Origin of the sequence: Pseudomonas poae (assembly GCA_028869255.1) — a bacterium.
GTDB classification, from domain to species: Bacteria; Pseudomonadota; Gammaproteobacteria; order Pseudomonadales; family Pseudomonadaceae; genus Aquipseudomonas; species Aquipseudomonas poae_C.
Map to the genome: position 1 here is coordinate 3,849,319 of CP110972.1, position 20,962 is coordinate 3,870,280.

The window sequence follows — 20,962 nt, forward strand, 5'->3', positions numbered from 1 at the left end:
CTGAATGTGGGTGTTCGCGCTGTTTTATTGCTGCAGGTCAATCGGTGCGCTGGAGGCTATAGGCGCTGCACCCGGTACCCCGATCTCGGTCGGCAAACCATCTTCGGCGGCCACCACATCCCGCACCTGATCCCAGTTCACCCGCAGGTTGTTGGCCAGGTCCTCACGCTTGAGCAAGGCGTTGATCACCGCCGTGTGCTTATCGACCACCGACGGCGTCCCGTCGTCGTTCAATGGTGTATGCGCCTCAAGGTAGACCTTGCCGCCACTGCTGCCGAACTTGTAGGCATCGTTGATGATGCGCACCGACGTCCCGACCGGCACCATGCCGGCCATCTCCAGCACGTTGTTGTTGAACATGCGGAAGCAGCCGTGGCTGGTACGCGTACCGATGCCGAATTTCATGTTGGAGCCGTGGATCAGGTAGCCCGGCGTCCCCAGAGTGAACTTGAACGGCCCCAGGGGGTTGTCCGGGCCGGCCGGTACCACGTTGGGCAGCGGGTCGCCGTTGGCGGCGTGCTCGGCCTTGATCGAGGCTGGCGGGGTCCAGGTCGGGTTCGGCGTCTTGGCGATAATACTGGTATGGGCAATTGGCGACCCCCAGCCCTCACGACCGATCCCCAGCGGGAAGGTGTAGACCACGCTTTGACCCTTGGGGAAGTAATAGAGCCGGTATTCCGCCAGGTTGATCACGATGCCTTCGCGCGGTCCCGGCGGCAGGATGAAACGCGTCGGCAATACGATCTCGGTGCCCGCCCCCGGCAACCAGGCATCGACGCCCGGGTTGGCCGCGACCATCTCCGAATAGCCCAGGTCGTAGGTGGTACCCAGGTCGGCAAAGGTGTCTTCGTACTTGGCCTTGATCACCTGGACCTGACCGACAATGTCTTCACCCGGTGGTGGCAAGGGCAACTGCAAAGCTGACGCAGAACCGGCCGCACAGAGTGCAGCGAGAGACAGGCAGCAGGTGACGACGGAAAGGCGCGACAACATCCGGAAAATCCTTCGCAGAACGACGGGTAGGTTAAAAGCGAGCCGCAAGCTGCACGCTTTCAGCCGCTAGCTTACAGCTTATAGCTTGAAGCTTGCAGCTGCTTCTACAGCTCAAAACGCAGCTCCGGCCAGATCGGCGGCGTGCCACGCTTCTGAGACTCAAGGATCGCCCGGCACAACGGGCACAGGCGCTGGTCCTGGAAAATCGAACGATCAACCCGAGACCAGCGCGGTTGCGCCGGCAATAACGTGCCGCACAGCGTGCGATCAATGGAGCCGCCCAGTTCCAATTGCCGTGTCACCAGGTGCACCCGTACTTCCTGGCAGGCGAACAGATCCAGCTGCTCGTCCGGCTCGATCAGTTGGTAGTTAAACAGGGACCAGGCAGGACGCGACATCAGGGGCTCCAAATCGGGGGGGCGCCACCTTAGCCGAAAGCCTGCCGGTAGAAAAGCGTCATAGCAGGGGTTTTAGCGTCGGCCATACATTTTCCAGCAGCTTGCCCTGTGCAGAGGCGGCCGGGTGCAGTTGATCGGCCTGCATCAGCTCCGGGTGGCCGCCAACGCCTTCCAGGAAAAACGGGACCAGCGGGACGTTTTTTTCCTTGGCCAGCACACCGTAGACTTCGGCAAACGCAGTGGTGTATTTCGGCCCGTAATTAGGCGGCAATTGCATACCCAGCAACAGCACCTTGGCACCACCGGCCTTGGACTGATCAATCATCGACGCAAGATTTTGTTTCAATTGCGCTGGAGGCTGCCCACGCAAGCCATCGTTGCCGCCCAGCTCGATCACCACCACGTCCGGCTTATGCTCTGCAAGCGCCGCCGGCAGCCGCGCGAGCCCTCCTGCACTGGTGTCGCCGCTGATGGAGGCGTTGACCACTTTATCGTCGAAACCTTCGCTCTTGAGCCGTTGTCCCAGCAACGCTACCCACCCTTTGCTGGTATCCAGCCCGAAACCGGCACTGATACTATCGCCAACGATCAGGACTGTACCCGCCGCTGCGTTCTGGGCCATGCACATCAAGGCCAGGCCAGCACTCAAAAACCACATTCGCATCGGATTCTCCATGGGCGCAAGCATTCTCACCGCGCGGAACCTTAGCAAAGTGGTTCCCAGCGCGGAAGGTGAACTGACTATCCTGCACGAACTGAGCCTGGAACTGAACAAGGGCGATAGCCTGGCTATCGTCGGGGCTTCCGGTTCCGGTAAATCCACCCTCCTCGGCCTGCTGGCCGGCCTCGACCTGCCCAGCAGCGGCGAAGTCACCCTCGCCGGGCAAGCGCTGAGCAGCCTCGACGAAGACCAGCGCGCACGCATCCGTGCCGAGCATGTGGGCTTTGTCTTTCAATCCTTCCAGTTGCTCGACAGCCTCAACGCCCTGGAAAACGTGATGCTGCCGCTGGAACTGGACGGCCGCAAGGACGCCCGCGAGCGTGCCAGACACCTGCTGGAGCGCGTCGGCCTGGGCCAGCGCCTGACCCACTCGCCACGCCAGCTCTCCGGTGGCGAGCAACAACGGGTAGCGATTGCCCGAGCGTTCGCCGCCGAACCGGACGTGCTGTTTGCCGATGAACCCACCGGCAACCTGGACAGCCACACCGGCGAGCGCATCAGCGACCTGCTGTTCGAACTCAACAAAGAAAGCGGCACGACCCTGGTGCTGGTCACCCACGACGAGCGCCTGGCCCACCGTTGCCGGCGCCTGATCCGCCTTGAAGCCGGCCTGATGGTCGCGCCCCTGGAGCCTTGATGGCACGTTTGCCGCTGTTGCGCCTGTTCAGCCTTGCCATGCGTCAATTGCTGCGCGACGCCCGCGCCGGCGAATTGCGCGTGTTGTTCTTCGCCCTGTTGGTGGCGGTGGCCGCCAGCACCGCCATCGGTTACTTCGGCGCACGCCTCAATGGCGCCATGATGTTGCGCGCCACCGAGTTCCTCGGGGCCGACCTGGTGCTGGAAGGCAGCTCGCCGGCCCGGCCGGAACAAATCCGCTCCGGGACCGAGCTGGGTTTGGATCACGCGCGCGTCGTGGAGTTTTCCAGCGTCATTGCCACCGATAACGGCATCCAGCTCTCCAGCATCAAGGCGGTCAACGAGCAGTATCCGCTGCGGGGCGCGCTGAAAAGTGCGGCCGCGCCGTTTGGCGATGAGACCCCAGGCGGCGGCCCCAAACCCGGTGAAGCCTGGGTGGAAGCACGGCTGCTGACGGCCCTGGAGCTCAGAGTCGGCGACAGCATCGACGTGGGTATGAAAACCCTGCGCCTGGCCCGCATCCTCACCTATGAACCCGACCGCGCCGGTAACTTCTACAGCCTCACGCCCAGGGTGATGATCAACCTGGCGGACCTGGACGCCACCGGCGTGGTCCAGCCCGGCAGCCGCGTCAGCTACCGCGAACTGTGGCGCGGGCCGCAGGACAGCACGGCGCTGCAAACCTACCGCGACCTGGTCAAACCGGGCCTCGCCGCCAACCAGCGCCTGCAGGACTCACGGGACGGTAACCAGCAGATCGGCGGCGCCCTGGGCAAGGCCGAGCGTTACCTGAACATGGCCAGCCTGGTGGCGGTGCTGCTGGCCGGTGTGGCCGTGGCCTTGTCGGCCAACCGCTTTGCCACGCGGCGCTTCGACGCCAGTGCGTTGCTGCGCTGCCTCGGGTTGTCGCGTCGTGAAGCGATGTTGCTGTTCAGTCTGCAGTTGAGCGTGCTGGGCCTGCTGGCGAGCTTGACCGGCGCCCTGCTCGGCTGGCTGGCGCAGTTCGGCCTGTTCTATTTCCTGCACGATCTGCTGCCGGCAGACGTGCCGCCCGGCGGGCTACTGCCGGCCATCGCCGGGATCGGCACCGGCCTTGTCGCCCTTGCCGGCTTCGCGTTGCCGCCGCTGGCCGCATTGGGTCGCGTACCGCCGCTGCGGGTATTGCGTCGCGACCTGCTGCCCATCCCGTCCAGCACCTGGATGGTCTACGGCGCGGCACTGTTCGCCCTGGGCCTGATCATGTGGCGCCTGAGCCTCGACCTGGTCCTGACCTTCGCATTGCTGGGCGGTGGCGTAGTGGCGGCGTTGGTCCTGGGTGGCCTGCTCCTGCTGCTGTTGCAAAGCCTGCGACGCCTGCTGGCTCGCGCCTCGCTGCCTTGGCGCCTGGGCTTGGGGCAGTTGCTGCGCCACCCGCTGGCGGCGGCCGGCCAATCCCTGGCGTTCGGCCTGATCCTGCTGTCCATGGGGTTGATCGCCTTGCTGCGCGGCGAGTTGCTCGACACCTGGCAAAACCAGCTGCCCAAGGATGCGCCCAATTATTTCGCGCTGAATATCCTGCCGGCCGACAAAGACGCCTTTGGCGCCCGCTTGCTGGAACTGCAGGCACAGTCGGCACCGTTGTACCCGGTGGTGCCGGGGCGCCTGATCAGCATCAACGGCGAACCCGTACAGGAGATTGTCAGCAAGGACTCCAGTGGCGATCGCGCAGTACAACGGGACTTGAGCCTGACCTGGGCTGCCGACCTGCCACCGGGCAACGCGCTGACAGCGGGTGCCTGGTGGTCGCAGCAACCCACCGAGGAAATTCCCGGGGTCTCGGTAGAAGCCAAGGTCGCAGAGAGCCTCAAGCTCAAACTCGACGACCACCTGGTATTTACCGTGGGCGGGGAAAATCGTGAAGCGCGGGTGACCAGCCTGCGGACCATCAACTGGGATAACTTCCAGCCCAACTTCTTCATGATTTTCCAGCCGGGCACCTTGAAAGACCTGCCCGCCACCTACCTGACCAGCTTCTACCTGGCCCCCGGTCACGATCAGCAGATCGTCGATCTGTCCCGTGCATTCCCGGCAGTGACCATCCTGCAGGTCGAGGCGCTGCTGGAGCAGTTGCGCAGCATCCTCGCGCAAGTGACCCTGGCGGTGGAATACGTGCTGTTGTTTGTGCTGGCCGCCGGGATGGCCGTGTTGTTCTCCGGCCTGCAAGCCACCCTTGATGAGCGTATCCGCCAAGGTGCGCTGCTACGCGCCCTGGGGGCCGAGCGCAAGTTGCTGGTCAAGGCCAGGCGCATCGAGTTCGGCTTGCTGGGTGCCGTCAGCGGCGTGCTGGCGGCCTTGGGAACAGAGCTGGTGACCTGGGTGCTGTACCGCTATGCATTTGACCTGGCCTGGCATCCGCACCCGTGGTTGTTACTGCTGCCGGTGATAGGTGCCGTGCTGATCGGTGGGGCCGGCGTATTTGGTACGCGCCGCGCACTGAATGCCAGCCCGCTGAACGTGTTGCGCGAAGGCTGAAACCTGGCTGGCTCGCGCCTCGGCAGGGGGGCGGGCCAGCGATGCCTACTTCACGTACTCGATACCGGTGATCCACCAGCAGACATCTCCACTGGGGGTCTGCACGATGGCCTCGTCGTCGACTTCCTTGCGCAACAGCGCACGGGCCATCGGCGAATCGATGGAGATGTAGTCCATCCGATCATAAATCTCGTCATAGCCGACGATACGAAAACGCTTGGTCTCGCCCTGCTCATTTTCGATATCGACCCAGGCGCCGAAAAATACCTTCCCTTCCTGCTCGGGCATGTACTCCACCACGCGCATGTCCTCCAGGCGCTTGCGCAAATAGCGCACCCGGCGATCAATCTCGCGCAGCAGTTTCTTGTTGTACTGGTAGTCGGCGTTTTCGCTGCGGTCCCCCAACGAAGCGGCCCACGTCACTTTGCGCGTGGTATCCGGGCGCTTTTCGCGCCACAGGTAATCCAACTCTTTCTTCAGCGCTTCATGACCTTCTTTGGTGATCAGCTTGGTACTCAAACGCACGCATCCCCGGGCAATGTCCATAGGTGCCGATAGGCCAGGCATTCATGCCCTGGCGCAGGCAGGCTGACGCTGATCATAAATGAACCCGGGAAAGTAGCCAGACCAGTCTAGCCCTCCAGCGCCTGATCCAGCTCAAGCAGCACCCCTCGCAGATTCTGGCGCAGGCCAGATATCTGCGCCATCGTCGCCTTCAGCGCTTCGGCCCGCTGGCTGAGCGCCAACGACTGGCCTTGCAGTTGGGTGGTGCGCTGCTCCAATTCCCGAGTGTTCTCGTCCAGCTGGGTTTGCTGCTGCTGCAATCGAGCCTGCCATTGCTCAAGCGTGGCCTCTCGTTCGATGGCCGCGCGTTTTTGCTGGCTCAGCTCCTGAGCGACACGGGCAAGGTTGGTCAGCGTACTGTCCATTTCGAACAATGCGTTGTCGTCCACAGTCACCGCAGGTTTGGGCTGCGCCAATACTTCTGGCTCACGCGGGGCAACAGGCGCGATCTGCACGGGCGTTATCGGCGTTTCGACCGCTACCTGGTGCGGTACTTCGTCGAGCGCTTCAGGCTCTGGCCGCCTGGCAGCTTCAGAGGGGGTCACCACCTTGGGAACGGAGTTCATTTGCGACGAAAAGCGAATGGTCGGCACGATCAATGAAGCACTTTCGATTGCCGGCAGCGCCGGCGCCGACATCCCCAAAGTGATCACCTTCATCACCAGCGCTTTCTTGATGATCACCGAGTGATGATCATCGGGCCTGGCAGTCGGCAGTTTGCAGCCTTTGAGATCGACAAAATGATAAGGCACCTGGGTTTCGGTAACGCCGCCCGCCTTCGCCCCCGACGCTGCCAACGTCAGGATTTGCTTGAAAACAAGCATCGCCACTTGCAGGTCTTCCTTGGACTCGACCCCGTCCAGAAAATACCGATCGGCTTTTTTGCGCAAGGCCGCGATATAGACCCTGGAACTGCCCGGCTCCACCTCCTCATCCAGGCTATAAACAAGAAAATTGGAGGCGATCTGACCAACAGCAAACCCACAGAGCAGTGCACCGTTGACCGGAGCGTCCTGTCCGTTGCGTTCAAGAACAAGGGTACGTAGAAGCATCATGGTAATCAGGCCTCATCATAAAGGGCGACAATTTAAGGGTTGAAAACGCATAGCAATTGTTTCAGTGACCCACCTAACAAGCACGTAGGACCTTTCTGATAAATGCCGAGCGCCGTTCCCAAAAGACACTATTGCCCGTACCCTTTTTCACCTTCGCACCTTAGATGATTCAAAACTTGTCCGGTAACCCCATGATAGAAGTACAAAATCTTACAAAATACCTGGACAAGAAAAACCTGATTGATAGCATTTCTTTCATCGCCAATCAAAAGGAATGCCTGGGACTTTTTGGCGAGGACCATGCCGTTAAAACGGCACTTCTTAATATGATAGCGGGTTCTACACACCCTTCCAGCGGCCATATAAACATTCAGGGTTTAAATACTCAGACCCAGACATTTAAAGCAAGAAAACTGGTTGGCTATCAACTCGACCAAGACGTTGATCATCCCATGATGTCGGTTAAGGAGTTTCTGACCTACATCGCCGCCATTCGTGGGTTCCACGGCAACGAAAAGCGTGCAAGGGTAGAAGAGGCCGCCACGCGGCTGGAGTTATGGCCAATACTCAGCGCCCCTCTCAACGCCCTTTCCATCGGTTTAAAGCGCAAAGTGGCGATCGCCCAAGCCATTCTGCATGGCCCTGCCGTATTGTTACTGGATGAACCGACGGCGGGACTCGCGCCTGATCAAAAACGCAGACTCAGGGCGCTGATTCAGTCATTGACGCAAGAAATGACGGTCATCATCGCCTCCCGCGACTGCGACGCACTGTCCGAACTCTGTACACGAGCGCTGGTTATCGCAGGTGGTCGCCTGGTAGCCGACACCCCACTGCCCGACCTGCAGCGCGATTCGCGGCATTTTCAGGCGGTCACCCTCACAGCCGAGACTCCGCTCGACCTGCTGGCCCTCGCCGTACTGCCGGGTGTGGCCGGCATCGAAGAACATCGGCATGCGCCCGGTACGGTGACCGTTCTGGCCATGCCGGGTCACGCCATCTACCCCCACATCAATACACTAATTGCCAATCGCCACTGGAAAATCAACTCACTGAAGCTGGAGCCAGGTCGCTTGAAAGACGTGGTTCATCACCTGAGCCGAGAGGCCCCCCCTTTGAAACTGCTGCCCGTCATATTCAAGCGCCAGCTCACCAGCTATGCCTGCACGCCAGGCACCTACCTGAGTATCGCGATTTTTTTAGTGCTGTCCGTGATCGCGGGGCTGCAAACCAGCCCGTGGCTGGAACAAGACAGCGGTAACCTGCTGGCGTTTTTCCAGTTTCATCCTTGGCTCTATTGCCTGTTGATACCCATCCTGGCTGCGCACCTCTGGTCGGATGAAGCCAATGCCGGTTTTCTCGACTTGATGAAAACACTGCCCATCACGACGTTTGAATGGGTTGCCGGCAAATTCCTGGCCGCCTGGGTCGTGGTGGGCTTCGGCCTGATGCTGATGTTCCCTCTGGTCATCATCGCCAATTACCTGGGCAACGCAGACAACAGCGTTATCGCCTCGCAATTTGTTGCGAGCTGGCTACTGGCAGGCAGTTACCTGGCCGTCGGCTGTTTTATTTTCACGCTCGTGCGCCAGCGTACGGTCATCGTCATCCTTACAGTGGGCTTACTGCTGATTGCCAGCGGACTTGCTGCCTTATTGGATGCGCTTGAACACCACAGGCCTATCTGGCTGATCGACAGCCTGACCACCCTGAGTCCTTTCTCAAGATTCGGCACTATCGACGATGGAATGTTCACACTTCGCGACATGCTTTATTTCATCAGCATGATCCTCGCCTTTCTTGCTGCAACGACAGTCACCCTCAACTATAAAAACAGTTGATAAGGGAAGCCCTCAATGCGATCCGCTCTGCGTACAGGTATGACACTTACCGTCATACTGTTACTTCTTCTGGCGTTCAACCTGGTTTGGATAAGCAAGCTTCCCGATATCCGGTGGGACTTTTCACAACAACAAACTCACACATTATCGCCCCCTGTCCGGCAGTTGCTCGCCTCACTGGATGACCCACTGGACTTGTACTATTTCAACGCAAACAGCGACCCGAGAAGAAGCTACGCCATAAACCGCTATGGCAAGCGCATTGAGGATTTGCTCAAGGAGTATGAAAAAGCAGCCAAGGGCATGATCAACCTGCACCTTATCGAGCCAGCGCCTTTTTCAGAAGATGCTTACAAGGCCGGGGTATTTGGCCTCGACAACAAGGTTGGGTTTATTGGCCTTATCGGCACACGTGCCGGTCACGGTGCGCAACGCATCGAATCGTTCAGCCCCGAGCGAGAGCCCTTGCTCGAGTACGAAATCAGCCACCTGATCTATAAATTGCAGCACCCGGAACGCCCTCTTATCGGGCTGCTGTCAGGGGTGGCGATGGCTGAGTCCGGGGGGCGATTGCTGACGGAGCTGCAACAGCACTTCAACCTGGTCAACCTGGAATCGACCACCGAGCGCATACCGGAACACGTTCAGACGCTGATGGTCGTGCACCCCCGAGCACTGCCCGAGCGTACCCTGTATGGGATTGAACAGTTTGTACTGAGGGGCGGTAAGTTGATGATTTTTATCGACCCGCTCAGCGAACAAAGCCCAAATGCCACGCCTGCCAATACGCGATTGGACGGGCTGCTTGCCGCATGGGGTGTGCAGATGCCCGCAGACAAATTTCTGGTCGACAACTATGCGTTGTGGGACACGCCAGGTCCCGAAAACCAATCCGCGCAGCCGCCGGCCCGATTGAATCTGCCCCGTCCGGCGATGAATACCCAAGATATCAGCACATGGAGATTGAACAGGGTCACGGTATCGACCAGCGGCGCCCTCTCACGGCTCAGTAAAAGCCGCACCACCGTGATCCCACTCCTGCAGAGCTCCGAGCAATCCGAATTGCTGGGCACCGAGCGTTTTTCGGCCTTGACCGCCTTCGATTTGCTGGATGAAAAAACGCCGCCCCAAGGAAAACGCCATGTGATTGCTGCCCGTATCGAAGGGCCGGGGTATTCGGCATTTCCTGACGGCATCAAGGGGCAACCACCGGGTTTGCAAAAAGCGGCGCAGATCCATGTCGTGGTGGTCGCCGACACAGACGTGCTCTCTGACACAGTCAGCGGCTCGGCGCCTGACGGCAACTCACTGTTTGTCTTGAACACATTGGATAACCTGGCGGTGCCGGATGCACTGGCCAATGTTCGCCCCCGTATGACGCTGGAAAAGTCGCCAACGGTGCTGGAGACCCTGCGCAACAGCGCGGAGCAGGACTACCGCGTGAAGGCCGGCGAACTGGAACGGCGCCTGCGGCGAACGGAACAGGAGTGGCAACAAACTAACCCGCAGACAACCCCTCTCGGCACCCAGACCGTGAACCCCACGACCCAACTGCAAGCACTCAACAAAGAGCGCCTGCGCTTGCCCATCGAGTTAAATGCGTTGCGGGTCGAAGCTTACGCGAAGGTGAATCGCCTGGAGCTGGCTATAAAGCTGGTCGCAACCTTTGCGATACCGCTCACGTTATGCCTAATGGCCGGGGTGATTTTTGTAGGCCACCGCCGGCGTCGGATGCAAACCGGCAGCCTGGTTCGCTAAGCGCTCAACGCCTGGCAATCAGCCCCTGCCGGGCAATGCGGGTCAGTTGGCGGATCACGTCAGCCGCGTTGTCAGCGCTCGGAGCCTGGATCACCGCCAAGTCAAAGCTGTTGCTGGCAAACCGGGCAAGGGAATCGCCGTCTTCGACAAACTGGATCAGAAACGCCGAAGGCCGTCCGGTACGCCGTGGCCAGCCATCCAGATAACGCAGGAGCGTCGGCTGGTGCTTGCCGCCCAGGAGAATTTTCGGATTGCGCTGAGTGAGGTCCGCAGTGATCGGGGCCAGGCGTATCAGGGGGCGTAGTGCATTCATCGTGTCGTGTCTCTGCCTCAAAAGTCTGCGGGCAGGTGAGAGGCAACACCGAACCAGCGCTTTAGCGGTATTTCGAAGCCCGACTCTCGATGAGTACACGCTTCTGTCGGGCTGCATTGAGCCCGGTGGCGCCCCGCAATTAGCTGTTTAAATCGGCGCTGAGCAGCATCCTAGAGAAGCCGGTGGTGCAGTGTCAAGAATCCCGAGCAACGAAAAGGCCCGCACATGGCGGGCCTTTTCAGGGTCTTGATCGAGGATCAGTTGGCGATCGCGCGGTCTGCAGACAGTTTGCCGGCGCCTTCCAGCAGCACCGCCAACGAGCCGGCCAGCAGGGCCAGTGCAAACTCATAACCATTGTTGGCCATGAACAGACCGTTATGGATATGCACCGAGAAGATCGCCACCAGCGACAAGATGGCCAGGCCGAGTGCCGCAGGGCGTGCCAGCAAGCCAATGATCAAGGCCAGGCCGGCGAAGAACTCGGTACCGCCCGACAGCAATGCCATCAGGGTACCCGGCGCCAGGCCGATGCTTTCCATCCACTGCGCGGTGCCCGCCAGGCCGTAGCCACCGAACCAGCCAAACAGTTTTTGCGAACCGTGGGCGGCGAAGATGATGCCGACAACAATGCGCAAAATGGTCAGGCCGTAACCGGCGCGGGTGGACAGGATGCGATTGATCAGTGGGCTCATGGGGATAATCCTTTTCAAAGTAGGGGTTGGTTGGCCGCTATATTAATCGGATTAAACAATGATAAAAGCCGAAAAAATGCTTAATACATATCTATAAATCCGATCATTTGCGTGAGGCAACTTTCGGCGCCGACGGCTCCAGGGACTCTCGCTCCCGATCAAACGCCAAGAAATACTTGTTCACGCTATTAACATAGCTGACGCCGCCCATCCCCACCTGCTCCATGGCAATGCGTTCAACCTGAAAGAACCATTGATTGGGGTTGAGCCCGCGGCGTTTGGCTTCGGTGCGCATGCCCTGCACGCGCTCCGGCCCCATGTTGTAAGCCGCCAGCACAAAAGCCATGCGCTCGCGCTCGTTTAGTTTGGGGCTGGAGAAAAACTTGCGGCGAATCATCGATAGATAACGCGCACCCGCCTGCACATTGCTGTCGAGGTTCTCGATATTATTGACCCCCACCCGCTGCGCCGCCGACGGTGTGATCTGCATCAGACCCGTGGGCCCACCACTGTTGCGTGCACCGGGGTCAAGCGCCGACTCCTTGAAGGCCAGCGCAGCGAGGTTCAGCCAGTCCAAACCCTGCTCGCGGGCATGCTTTTGCAGGACCGGGCGCAGTTTCTCCAGGCGCTGGCGGTCGGCCCGTGCCAGCGGGTTGCGCACCTGATAGAGGCGGCGATAAATACGTTGGAACGCTACATCCTGATCGGAGGGGGTTCGATAGGTCTTGAGAAATCGATCAATGCTGGCCCGCAGCATCGAGGCATCCTGGCGCACAAACCAATACTCGTCGCCCGGTTCGCTGATGGCCACCTGCTTATCGAAGCGCAATTTCGGCAGGATCTTCGACCAGCGTTCGGCAATCGGCTTTTCAACAATGGTCAGGTGAAATATGCCGGCCTGCACCATCTCCAGCACATCCTCCACGGCCAGGGTCGGATCGACCCACTCCACTTTGATCGGCGGCTGTTTATGCAGGGCCAGCTTCTGGTTGACCTGACTGATGGCATCCGCCGCGGCGCTGCCGGTGGTCAGCGCCAGGGTGCGCCCCGACAATTGCTCCAGCTTGGTAAACCGTCGCTCGCCCTTCACCCCCACCAGCCACAACGGCACATCGCTGGCGATCGGGTCACTGGTGGTGATCTTGTGCGCGGCGTTCACATCGAGCAGTTCACCGGGGGCAACCAGGTCACCTTCACCGCGGGCCAGCGCGCCGAGCAGTTGGTCCTTGGCCTTGGGGATGATCTTGAGATTGATTTCCTGGCCATCGCGGGCATGGCCATTGAGGTATTGCTCAAAGGCGCGCAGGCGATGGTATTCCACTCCAATGGCCTGGCCCTGCACCTCACCGGAACTGTTGCGGCTCTGGTTGACCAGCACACGCAGGGTTCGACTGGCGCGAATCTCCGCCAGGTCGCGGACCTTGCTTGGCTTGGTCACTTCCAGCGGCCCGTCCAAACGTGCGACCGCCGCCATGGGCAGCAGTAACGTCAGGCACAACATAAGCAACGCCGAGGGTCGGATCATCCGCTCTCCGGAAAGAATACTGGCCAGCTACCTCGCGAAAAACGCGGCGCTGGGGGTCAGAAACAGAGCGCTTTATGCGCAGGCTTCGCGCGCAACGGTGGCACAGGGTAAGGTGTTCGACCAACCACAATGTCACTTGCGACGTTCAAAGACAGCTATAACCCGTTGTAGTTCTTCGATTTTCTTATAAATCTACAGCTCTGATATGCTTTCCGGCCGCAGGCGGAGATAGCACCATGCAACTCATTGATATCGGCGTCAACCTGACCAACCCCAGTTTCGACGAGAAGCACCAGGCTGTTCTCGATCGCGCCTATGCCGCTGGCGTGCAGCAATTGGTACTCACCGGCACCAGCATCGACGGCAGCGAACAGGCCCTGGAACTCTGTGTAAAACTCGATGAAAGCGGCCAGCGCCTGTTCAGCACCGCCGGCATTCACCCCCACTCTGCCAGCGATTGGAACGGCAACAGCGCCCAACGCTTGCGCAGCTTGCTCGGTGAAACCCGGGTGCGCGCCGTGGGCGAATGCGGGCTGGATTTCAATCGGGACTTTTCCCCGCGACCTTCGCAGGAAAAAGTCCTGGAAGAGCATCTGGCCTTGGCCGTCGAATTGAAACTGCCGGTGTTCCTGCATGAGCGCGACGCCAACCAGCGGCTGCTGGACATCCTCAGGGACTACCGCGACCACCTGACCGCCGCCGTGGTGCATTGCTTTACCGGCGAACAACAGGCGCTGTTCAGCTACCTGGACCTGGACCTGCACATTGGCATCACCGGCTGGATCTGCGATGAGCGCCGTGGGACACACTTGCACCCGCTGGTCAGGGAAATTCCCCGTGGCCGTCTGATGTTGGAGAGCGATGCGCCCTACCTGCTGCCGCGTACCTTGCGACCCAAGCCGAAAAATGGCCGTAATGAACCCGCGTATTTGCCGGAGGTGCTGCGCGAAGTCGCCCTGCATCGCAACGAGACCGTGGACGACCTGGCTCAGCACAGCAGCGCCTGTGCACGCGCGTTTTTTGGGTTGCCGGCCGTGGATTGATGCGGCGCATTGACCCATGTCAAAACCGTTTTCCTGAGTAGCGGCACAATAATGGCACCTTGCCAATGCTGTTTCCGCTATCAGAGAAAACCTTCCATGGGTGCCTGGCTTAGCAATATCTCGCTGAAATACAAATTCTGGGCCGTCAACGCGGTCGCGTTCATCACCACACTGCTGCTGGTGCTGTACGCCGTGCAGCTCGAACAACAAGCGCGCAGTAATGCGTCTATGGCTTCCGCGCAGGCGCAGGGGCGATTGCTCAGCGCCTGGCCAGCCGACAAAGCCCTACCCCAGAGCGAACATTGGCTGACGTTTGCCCGTGGCCAAGTCCCACATCTGGCCGACCTCGACCTGTCAGCACTAAGCCGCTCCACCGGCTGGGTCGAACTCAACCGTATGCCGCTGTTCGGCGAAAACCCGCTGATGGGCGCCGAAGTGATCGCCCGCCCTGATGGGCAATACATTGCCGTGCTTGCCTATGCCCCCAGCTTGATCCAGGTATTTGGCGAACGCTTTACCCACTATGCAGTGGCGGTGTTGATCCTGATGCTGGCGATGCTCGGTGCTTCGCAGTTGTTGATCCGCTTCCTGCTCGCCCAGCTCAACACCCTCAAGGACGTGATGCTGCACGTCGAGAAAACCGGCGACCTCTCGGCCCGCGTGCCCTTGGCCTGCAAGGATGAAGTCGGCCAAATGGCCAGTGCCTTCAATGCCATGCAAGCCGGCTACCAACGGGTGGTCAACACTGTGGCGCACACCGCCCGGCAGCTGGACGAGGGCGCTGCGCGCCTGGCCAGCAGCATGAACGAGGTGCAGCACGGCATGCTCGGCCAGCAAAGCGAGACCGACCAGGCCGCCACCGCCATCAATGAAATGACCGCCACCGTCCACCATATCGCCCAACATGCCGGGGCTACTCGCGACCTCTCGCAAACCGCCGACGCCCTTGCCGGCAGCGGCCAGGAAGTGGTCAGCCGCGTACAACGCTCGATTGCCGGGCTATCGACCGGCGTGCAACAGACGGCCGAAATGATCCAGAAACTCGCCGAAGACAGCCAGAAAATCAACGGCGTGGTCGATGTGATTCACAGCATCGCCGAACAGACCAACCTGCTCGCCCTCAACGCCGCCATCGAAGCCGCCCGCGCCGGGGAAATGGGCCGTGGGTTTGCCGTAGTCGCCGACGAAGTGCGCAACCTGGCCAAGCGGGTACAAAGCTCCACCGATGAAATCACGCGTATGGTCTCGGCGCTGCAAGCCGGCACCCGCGATGCGGTGGACTTTATGCAGGAGAGCTCGTTCAAGGCCGACGACTGTGTGCAACAGGCCCAGGAAGCTGGCGCCGCCCTCGCGCAAATCACCGGCGCCGTGGCGCAGATGCGCGAGAGCAACACCCAGATCGCCGTCGCCGCCGAACAACAAAGTCATGTGGCCGAAGAGATGAACCGCGCCGTGGTCAGTATTCGAGACGTGACCGAAAACACCGTGCAGCAAACCGTGGATTCGGCCACCACCAGCAATGAGTTGGCGACGTTGGCCGGGGAGTTGAGCAAGGCGATTGGGCAGTTGAAGCTGTAGGCGCTTTCGACCTGTAATCCTCTTCCTACAGTAGCCCCTCGGTTAACCCAAGGTTTTGGCGAATTTGCCCACCACTAGTAGCGAATAAAGCCGACTTCTTTTCCCTGGCAACCTCTCCAAAGTCTCTCGCCTGACCAACCAGTGCGAGGGACCGCCAATGTGCTTGTCTTTTAACCGCCCGCTGAATGGGGCTGCCTCTTGATTCCGGTCATAGGCAAGTTTGTCCTGTCCCCGATGACCGCTCAAACGCCGGACGCTGAAGACATTCTTCGTGACTTCCGCGGTTGCCTGAACACCTTTGATGAATGGGCCGAAAGCTTCTGGAGTGGTTCGACGCTGCAAGTCGAGCAAGTGTTTAAAGTGGGGAATGAGGTGGCGCTGGTCGCGCCTGTTTCCTCCAAAACTCCAAGCCGTACGGTAGCCGTGTGCAAAGCCCAAGGTTCGATGACCTTGGCGCATATGTTTGAAAGCACGCAGTACGTGCCGATCGGCAACACACCGGTGACGCTGCAAGCCCTTGCAGCGGATGGCAGCCCGCTGGGTGCCCCAATTCATAAAACCATCGGTGCCAGCGGCATTCTTGAAGTCAAGGAGTGCACCCGCGACCAGAAGTACCAAATCACCTTCTACCCCGACCTCTCCAAGGATCACGTCAAGGCACTGTATGCGTCTTATCAGTCGGTAATTGCCGGGCTGGAAGCTCATTTGCTTGATGAATGGAAGAACACCTTCAAGCTGCAGTGGAGCGACTTTGCAAACGCCACGCCTTTGGAGCGCAGCGCACTGCAAGGGGTTGCGTTTGCAAGCGGCATAGCCAAAGCCCTCTACAACCTTTGGGACAACCTAACGCAGCTGTATGACCTGCTGGCGGACATCAAGCCCAACAGCGAAAAGCTACTGCAGTACATCTCTCAGGCAGAGCTCGATGAACTGTTGAAACTTGGCAAAGACGCCATCGCTAAAGGTTTGCTTGTGCTCAGCGATGAGCCGCTGCTGTTTATTTACCTGTCAGCGATGCTCGCCTGGATACGGATGCTGCCGCCGCCGGACATGTATGAATTGCTGGGTGAGATTACCGGCGAAGTATTGATCAATCTGTTTCTGATCTGGGCGACACGGGGCATGGGTGTGCAGCTCCGGTTGGGTGCTCAGGTGATGAGTCATGTCAAGTCAGGGCGGGTGCGTAACTGGCTGGAAACACTGGCGAATCGGCGGGTGGGCCCCAAGCTGGACTCGCATGTCGAGGCGGTTAAGCCGCTCTTGCTGAGCAGCCCGGCGGCGGAGATCAAGACGGTGCCGGCTGCGCAGTTGAAGGCTGGGGAGCAGTTGGCTTCCAACCCGGTGCTGGCGGTGCGCAGCAAGACGCAGCAGACGGTGTTGGTTCGCCAGGAGCTTGTCGACGATGCGCCGGCTTCGGGTAAAAACCTCAACGGGGATGCGGCGGCGGCGGCGGATAAGACGGCCACCAACGGCTGCCCGGTGTCGATGGTCACCGGCGAAGAATTGCTGACCCTGACCGATGGGACGCTGGACGGGATTTTTCCGTTTGAGTGGACACGGTTGTATCGCACCAGTGCGGTGGACGTGGATTGTGGGTTGGGGTTTGGGTGGAGTCATTCGCTGGCGCAGCGGCTTTCTGTCGTGGGCGATTCGGTGGTGTGGGTCGACCACGAAAACCGTAGTACTCAGTTTCCTCTACCAACTGCCTCCCGACCGGCGATCACCAATAGCTTGGCTGAAGCCGCGATTTACCTGGGCTCGTTGCCAGATGAGCTGGTGCTGGCCCAGGCATCACGTTTCTATCATTTTCGCGATGGCGTGCTGGTCTCCATCAGCGATGCGTATGACAACCGGTTGCGAATTTCCCGAGACTTTTTGGGGCGAATTGAACGCCTGGATAACGGCGTGGGCCGCTCGCTGTTCCTGCGTTATGAGTCTGGCCGCATCGTGGCGGTGGACTACCAGATCCAGCGCGCCAAGGGCCGCGAACCCTTCGAATGGATGACCGAGTTTTGCATTGTTTCCTACGCCTATGACGATGCTGGCCGACTGGTCTCGGCGACCAATGCCGTCGGCGAAAGCGAGGTTTACCGGTACGACGAACAGCACGTCATTTTGGAACGTGGGCTGGCCGGTGGTGCGAGTTTCTTCTGGGAGTGGAAACGCTCTGGCAAAGCGGCGCGCTGCATCCGACACTGGGCCAGCTTTTCGCAGATGGACACGCGGTATGCCTGGAACGACAAAGGCCGCGTCACGGTTTTTAACGCCGATGGCAGCCAGGAAGTGTATGTCCACGATGATCGGGCGCGGCTGGTGCAGCGCATCGATCCGGATGGCGCCGAACACTTCAAATCCTACGACGATAAAGGCCGGCTGACGGTCGAGCAGGACCCTCTGGGGGCGGTGACGGCGTATCAGTACGACGACGCCGGACGCTTGGTGGCGTTGTTTCCGGGGGATGACGAGCCGACTTCCTACGAGCATGACAATGGTTTCGTACGGGTGGTGCGGCGCGGTGAGGCGGTTTGGAAGTATGAGCGGAACGACCAAGGCGACGTCATCCGCAAGACCGATCCTGAAGGCCACGTCACCGATTACAGCTACGACAAATATGGGCAACTGATTGGGGTTTGGTACCCGGATCACAGCTGTCTGCGGCTAGTGTGGAATGAGCGGGGGCAACTGCTTGAGGAACACTTGCCGAACGGCGGGATCAAGCGTTATCGCTATGACGATCTTGGGCGGCAGATAGCGCGTGAGGAGGCGCATGGGGCGCTGACCGAGTATCAGTGGGACGGCGTGGGACGGTTGACTCGCGTGGTGCTACCCGGTGGGGCAACGCGAGAATACAGCTACAACCCCTACGGAAAAATCACCGCCGAACGTGACGAGCTGGGGCAGACCACTCGCTACGAATATGCCGACGGGCTGCACCTGATCAGCCGTCGCATCAATGCCGACGGCACCCAGGTCCAATACCGTTACGACAATGTGCGGTTATTGCTCACCGACATCGAAAACGAAGTCGGCGAAACCTACGGCTTGCAATACCACCCCAATGGCCTGATCCAGCAGGAGACCGGGTTTGACGGCCAGCGTACGGCGTATGCCTACGACCTCAACGGCAACCTGCTGGAGAAAACCGAACACGGCGACGAGGGCAGTCAGCTAGTCACCCGTTACGAGCGCGATCCTGCCGGCCGACTCGTACGAAAAACCCTGCCCGATGGCAGTCTTGTGGACTATGCCTACGACCGCCAGGGCAATCTCCTCAGCGTCGACGACGGCCACTGGGCGCTGGCCTACGAGTACGACGCGCAAAATCGCCTCACCGCCGAGCATCAAGGCTGGGGCACCCTGCGCTACGGCTACGACGCCTGCGGCCAGCTGAAAAACTTGCGCCTGCCGGACAACAACCGCCTGGTGTTCAATCACGGTAAGGGTGGGCACCTATCAACCGTGGAACTGAATGGCGCCGTACTGACCTCACACCTGTTCAACGCCGGCCAGGAACACCAACGCCAACAAGGCCAGCTCCTCAGCCACTACCACTACGACGACCAGCAACGTCTGCACGCCCACGCCGTCACCCATCAGCAACACACCCTCTACCAACGCCAATACGACTACGACAAATCCGGCAACCTCACCCGCCTGCTCGACACCCGCAAAGGCGAACACCACTATCACTACGACCCGCTGAACCGCCTCACCCGCGCCGACCACTCCCAAGACACCCAGGAACGCTTCGCCCACGACCCCGCCGGCAACCTCCTGATGCAAGACCGCCCTGGCCCCGACATCGTCGCCGGCAACCGCCTGACCATCCAGGGCGACCGCCACTACGACTACGACGCCTTCGGCAACCTGATCCGCGAACGACGAGGCAAGGGCCATCAACTCGTTACCGAATACCACTACGACTGCCAACATCGGCTGATCGGCCTAACCCAACCCAACGGGCAGACGGCCAGCTATCGCTATGACCCGTTTGGGCGGCGCATCAGCAAAACCGTGGATGGCAAAACCAGCGAGTTTTTTTGGCAAGGCGACAAGCTGGTTGCCGAACACCACGCGGGTCGCCACCGCAGCTACCTCTACGAACCGGACAGCTTCCGGCCGCTGGCATTACTCGAAGGTTATGGCCCAAAAGAAACCAAACCCTTCCACTACCAACTCGACCACCTGGGCACGCCTCAGGAACTCACCGCCCCTGACGGCGAAATCGTTTGGTCCGCGCACTACCGCGCTTACGGCGAAATCGCCCGCCTCGACGTAGGCAAAGTCGACAACCCGCTACGCTTCCAAGGCCAATACTTCGACCAAGAAAGCGGGCTGCACTACAACCGCCATCGCTACTACAATCCGGATATTGGTCGCTACCTGACGCCGGACCCGGTGAAGCTGGCCGGTGGGATTAACGCGTACCAGTACGTGCCCAATCCTACGGGTTGGGTGGATCCGTTAGGGCTAAACGCTAACTGCCCTGGTTCAGCAGAGAAAACACCAACCTGCGCCTTAGCTGCTGAGCCGGAACTGCCTGACGCATCTCGTAAAGGGGCGTTTCGGGAAGCCAAAAGAGACGCCAAAATACCGTTGACTCAACAGCCAGATATGATTACGCATTCGAAGTCAGGCAGGGCAACACAATACAGAAAAGAAAAAATGACTGATTTGAATGATGACAATGTACTGGATGACAATGGCAGGACCATTAATACGAGGGTTTATCAATTCACCAGAGCAGATGGCTCCAAAGTTCTTATTCAGGACCATTCTGCCGGGCATAAATTTGGCAGACCGGATGGAGTGGGAGACCAAACAACACACTTCAACTTACGGCCAATAGACAAGCCCCGCAACGGGCATATTTCCGGAGCGAAAGAACATTACAACTTCAGGATTAAAAAATGAAATACTGGAACGAATTAGATCAGAATATATTTTTCGAGAAGCTATTTAGCAAACCTGTAGAGATTGGAAAAATTGCATTATTTTCTTTGCAGATAGAAAACGATCGACCGTCGCTGGGGTTGGGGTTCGACATCCCTGACTTCCCAGACATATTACCGCCCAAATGGCAAGATAAAGGCTATAACACTTGTAGAATGGGAATTGACTGCCATGGCATCCGCGACCTAAAAATTCAAAACCTTCCCATTCGTGAAGTATTTTCCGTAACTATCACACGTAATAATGATCAGTTCCACTTCCAAGCAAGTAACAAAAACGCCTCAATTGAATTCAAGGCTAAATATATTTCACTTTGCGATCCAAATGTGTACATAAACGGACCTGATGATTATTTTTTCTAGGGCTTATAAGTATATGAAT

Annotated in this window: 16 protein-coding genes and 1 pseudogene; 9 read left to right on the plus strand and 8 right to left on the minus strand. The window is 59.3% G+C overall.

Features of this window, described 5'->3' with window-relative positions; all coding sequences use genetic code 11:
- Positions 1-24: 24 nt before the first annotated feature.
- The 3 genes from LRS56_17345 to LRS56_17355 all read right to left on the minus strand — a co-directional run bounded on the left by LRS56_17345 (position 25) and on the right by LRS56_17355 (position 2,055).
- The gene (locus tag LRS56_17345) at positions 25-993 is read right to left on the minus strand and encodes a L,D-transpeptidase family protein (protein WDU60641.1); all 969 of its coding nucleotides are present in this window, start codon (positions 991-993) and stop codon (positions 25-27) included.
- A gap of 104 nt (positions 994-1,097) precedes the next feature.
- Complete coding sequence (locus LRS56_17350) at positions 1,098-1,391, minus strand: hypothetical protein (protein WDU60642.1); 294 nt, start codon at positions 1,389-1,391, stop codon at positions 1,098-1,100.
- A 58-nt stretch (positions 1,392-1,449) separates the two neighbouring features.
- The gene (locus LRS56_17355; protein WDU60643.1) at positions 1,450-2,055 is read right to left on the minus strand and encodes an arylesterase; all 606 of its coding nucleotides are present in this window, start codon (positions 2,053-2,055) and stop codon (positions 1,450-1,452) included.
- A gap of 10 nt (positions 2,056-2,065) precedes the next feature.
- On the opposite strand from LRS56_17355, the gene LRS56_17360 reads away from it, so the two are divergent.
- Together LRS56_17360 and LRS56_17365 are read left to right on the plus strand one after the other, a co-directional pair.
- A complete protein-coding gene (locus tag LRS56_17360) occupies positions 2,066-2,749 on the plus strand; it encodes an ABC transporter ATP-binding protein (protein WDU60644.1) in 684 nt (227 codons plus the stop codon).
- Positions 2,749-5,259, plus strand: coding sequence for an ABC transporter permease (locus tag LRS56_17365; GenBank protein ID WDU60645.1), 2,511 nt, complete (start codon positions 2,749-2,751; stop codon positions 5,257-5,259). Before LRS56_17360 ends, LRS56_17365 begins: the two co-directional genes overlap by 1 nt.
- Positions 5,260-5,304: 45 nt before the next feature.
- Here the strand turns inward: LRS56_17365 and greB are convergent, their stop codons facing one another.
- Both greB and LRS56_17375 read right to left on the minus strand, forming a co-directional pair.
- On the minus strand, positions 5,305-5,778 hold the full coding sequence (gene greB / locus LRS56_17370; protein ID WDU60646.1) for a transcription elongation factor GreB: 474 nt from the start codon (positions 5,776-5,778) through the stop codon (positions 5,305-5,307).
- 113 nt (positions 5,779-5,891) lie between these two features.
- On the minus strand, positions 5,892-6,878 hold the full coding sequence (locus LRS56_17375; protein ID WDU60647.1) for a hypothetical protein: 987 nt from the start codon (positions 6,876-6,878) through the stop codon (positions 5,892-5,894).
- 191 nt (positions 6,879-7,069) lie between these two features.
- Between LRS56_17375 and LRS56_17380 the strand changes: the two are divergent.
- The 3 genes and pseudogenes from LRS56_17380 (at position 7,070) to LRS56_17390 (ending at position 10,477) form a co-directional block, all read left to right on the plus strand.
- A pseudogene (locus LRS56_17380) lies at positions 7,070-7,990 on the plus strand (ABC transporter ATP-binding protein).
- A 3-nt stretch (positions 7,991-7,993) separates the two neighbouring features.
- Positions 7,994-8,719: an ABC transporter permease gene (locus LRS56_17385; GenBank protein WDU65767.1), complete on the plus strand. Its 726-nt coding sequence runs from the start codon at positions 7,994-7,996 to the stop codon at positions 8,717-8,719.
- A gap of 15 nt (positions 8,720-8,734) precedes the next feature.
- Positions 8,735-10,477 (plus strand): Gldg family protein, encoded by a 1,743-nt coding sequence (locus LRS56_17390; GenBank protein WDU60648.1) that lies wholly within the window; start codon positions 8,735-8,737, stop codon positions 10,475-10,477.
- A 4-nt stretch (positions 10,478-10,481) separates the two neighbouring features.
- Here the strand turns inward: LRS56_17390 and LRS56_17395 are convergent, their stop codons facing one another.
- The 3 genes from LRS56_17395 to LRS56_17405 all read right to left on the minus strand — a co-directional run bounded on the left by LRS56_17395 (position 10,482) and on the right by LRS56_17405 (position 13,007).
- Positions 10,482-10,790 carry a class I SAM-dependent methyltransferase gene (locus LRS56_17395; protein ID WDU60649.1) on the minus strand — a complete coding sequence of 103 codons (309 nt, stop codon included), beginning with the start codon at positions 10,788-10,790 and terminating at the stop codon, positions 10,482-10,484.
- 257 nt (positions 10,791-11,047) lie between these two features.
- Positions 11,048-11,482 carry a DoxX family protein gene (locus LRS56_17400; protein WDU60650.1) on the minus strand — a complete coding sequence of 145 codons (435 nt, stop codon included), beginning with the start codon at positions 11,480-11,482 and terminating at the stop codon, positions 11,048-11,050.
- Between the two features lie 103 nt (positions 11,483-11,585).
- Positions 11,586-13,007: a transglycosylase SLT domain-containing protein gene (locus LRS56_17405; protein ID WDU60651.1), complete on the minus strand. Its 1,422-nt coding sequence runs from the start codon at positions 13,005-13,007 to the stop codon at positions 11,586-11,588.
- Positions 13,008-13,243: 236 nt separating this feature from the next.
- On the opposite strand from LRS56_17405, the gene LRS56_17410 reads away from it, so the two are divergent.
- The 4 genes from LRS56_17410 (at position 13,244) to LRS56_17425 (ending at position 20,943) form a co-directional block, all read left to right on the plus strand.
- On the plus strand, positions 13,244-14,050 hold the full coding sequence (locus LRS56_17410; protein ID WDU60652.1) for a TatD family hydrolase: 807 nt from the start codon (positions 13,244-13,246) through the stop codon (positions 14,048-14,050).
- Between the two features lie 96 nt (positions 14,051-14,146).
- Positions 14,147-15,628, plus strand: a complete 1,482-nt coding sequence (locus LRS56_17415) for a methyl-accepting chemotaxis protein (protein ID WDU60653.1) — start codon at positions 14,147-14,149, stop codon at positions 15,626-15,628.
- Positions 15,629-15,826: 198 nt separating this feature from the next.
- Positions 15,827-20,542 carry an HNH/endonuclease VII fold putative polymorphic toxin gene (locus tag LRS56_17420; protein ID WDU60654.1) on the plus strand — a complete coding sequence of 1,572 codons (4,716 nt, stop codon included), beginning with the start codon at positions 15,827-15,829 and terminating at the stop codon, positions 20,540-20,542.
- On the plus strand, positions 20,539-20,943 hold the full coding sequence (locus tag LRS56_17425) for an Imm50 family immunity protein (protein ID WDU60655.1): 405 nt from the start codon (positions 20,539-20,541) through the stop codon (positions 20,941-20,943). The genes LRS56_17420 and LRS56_17425 overlap by 4 nt, the downstream gene beginning before the upstream one ends.
- Positions 20,944-20,962: the final 19 nt, after the last annotated feature.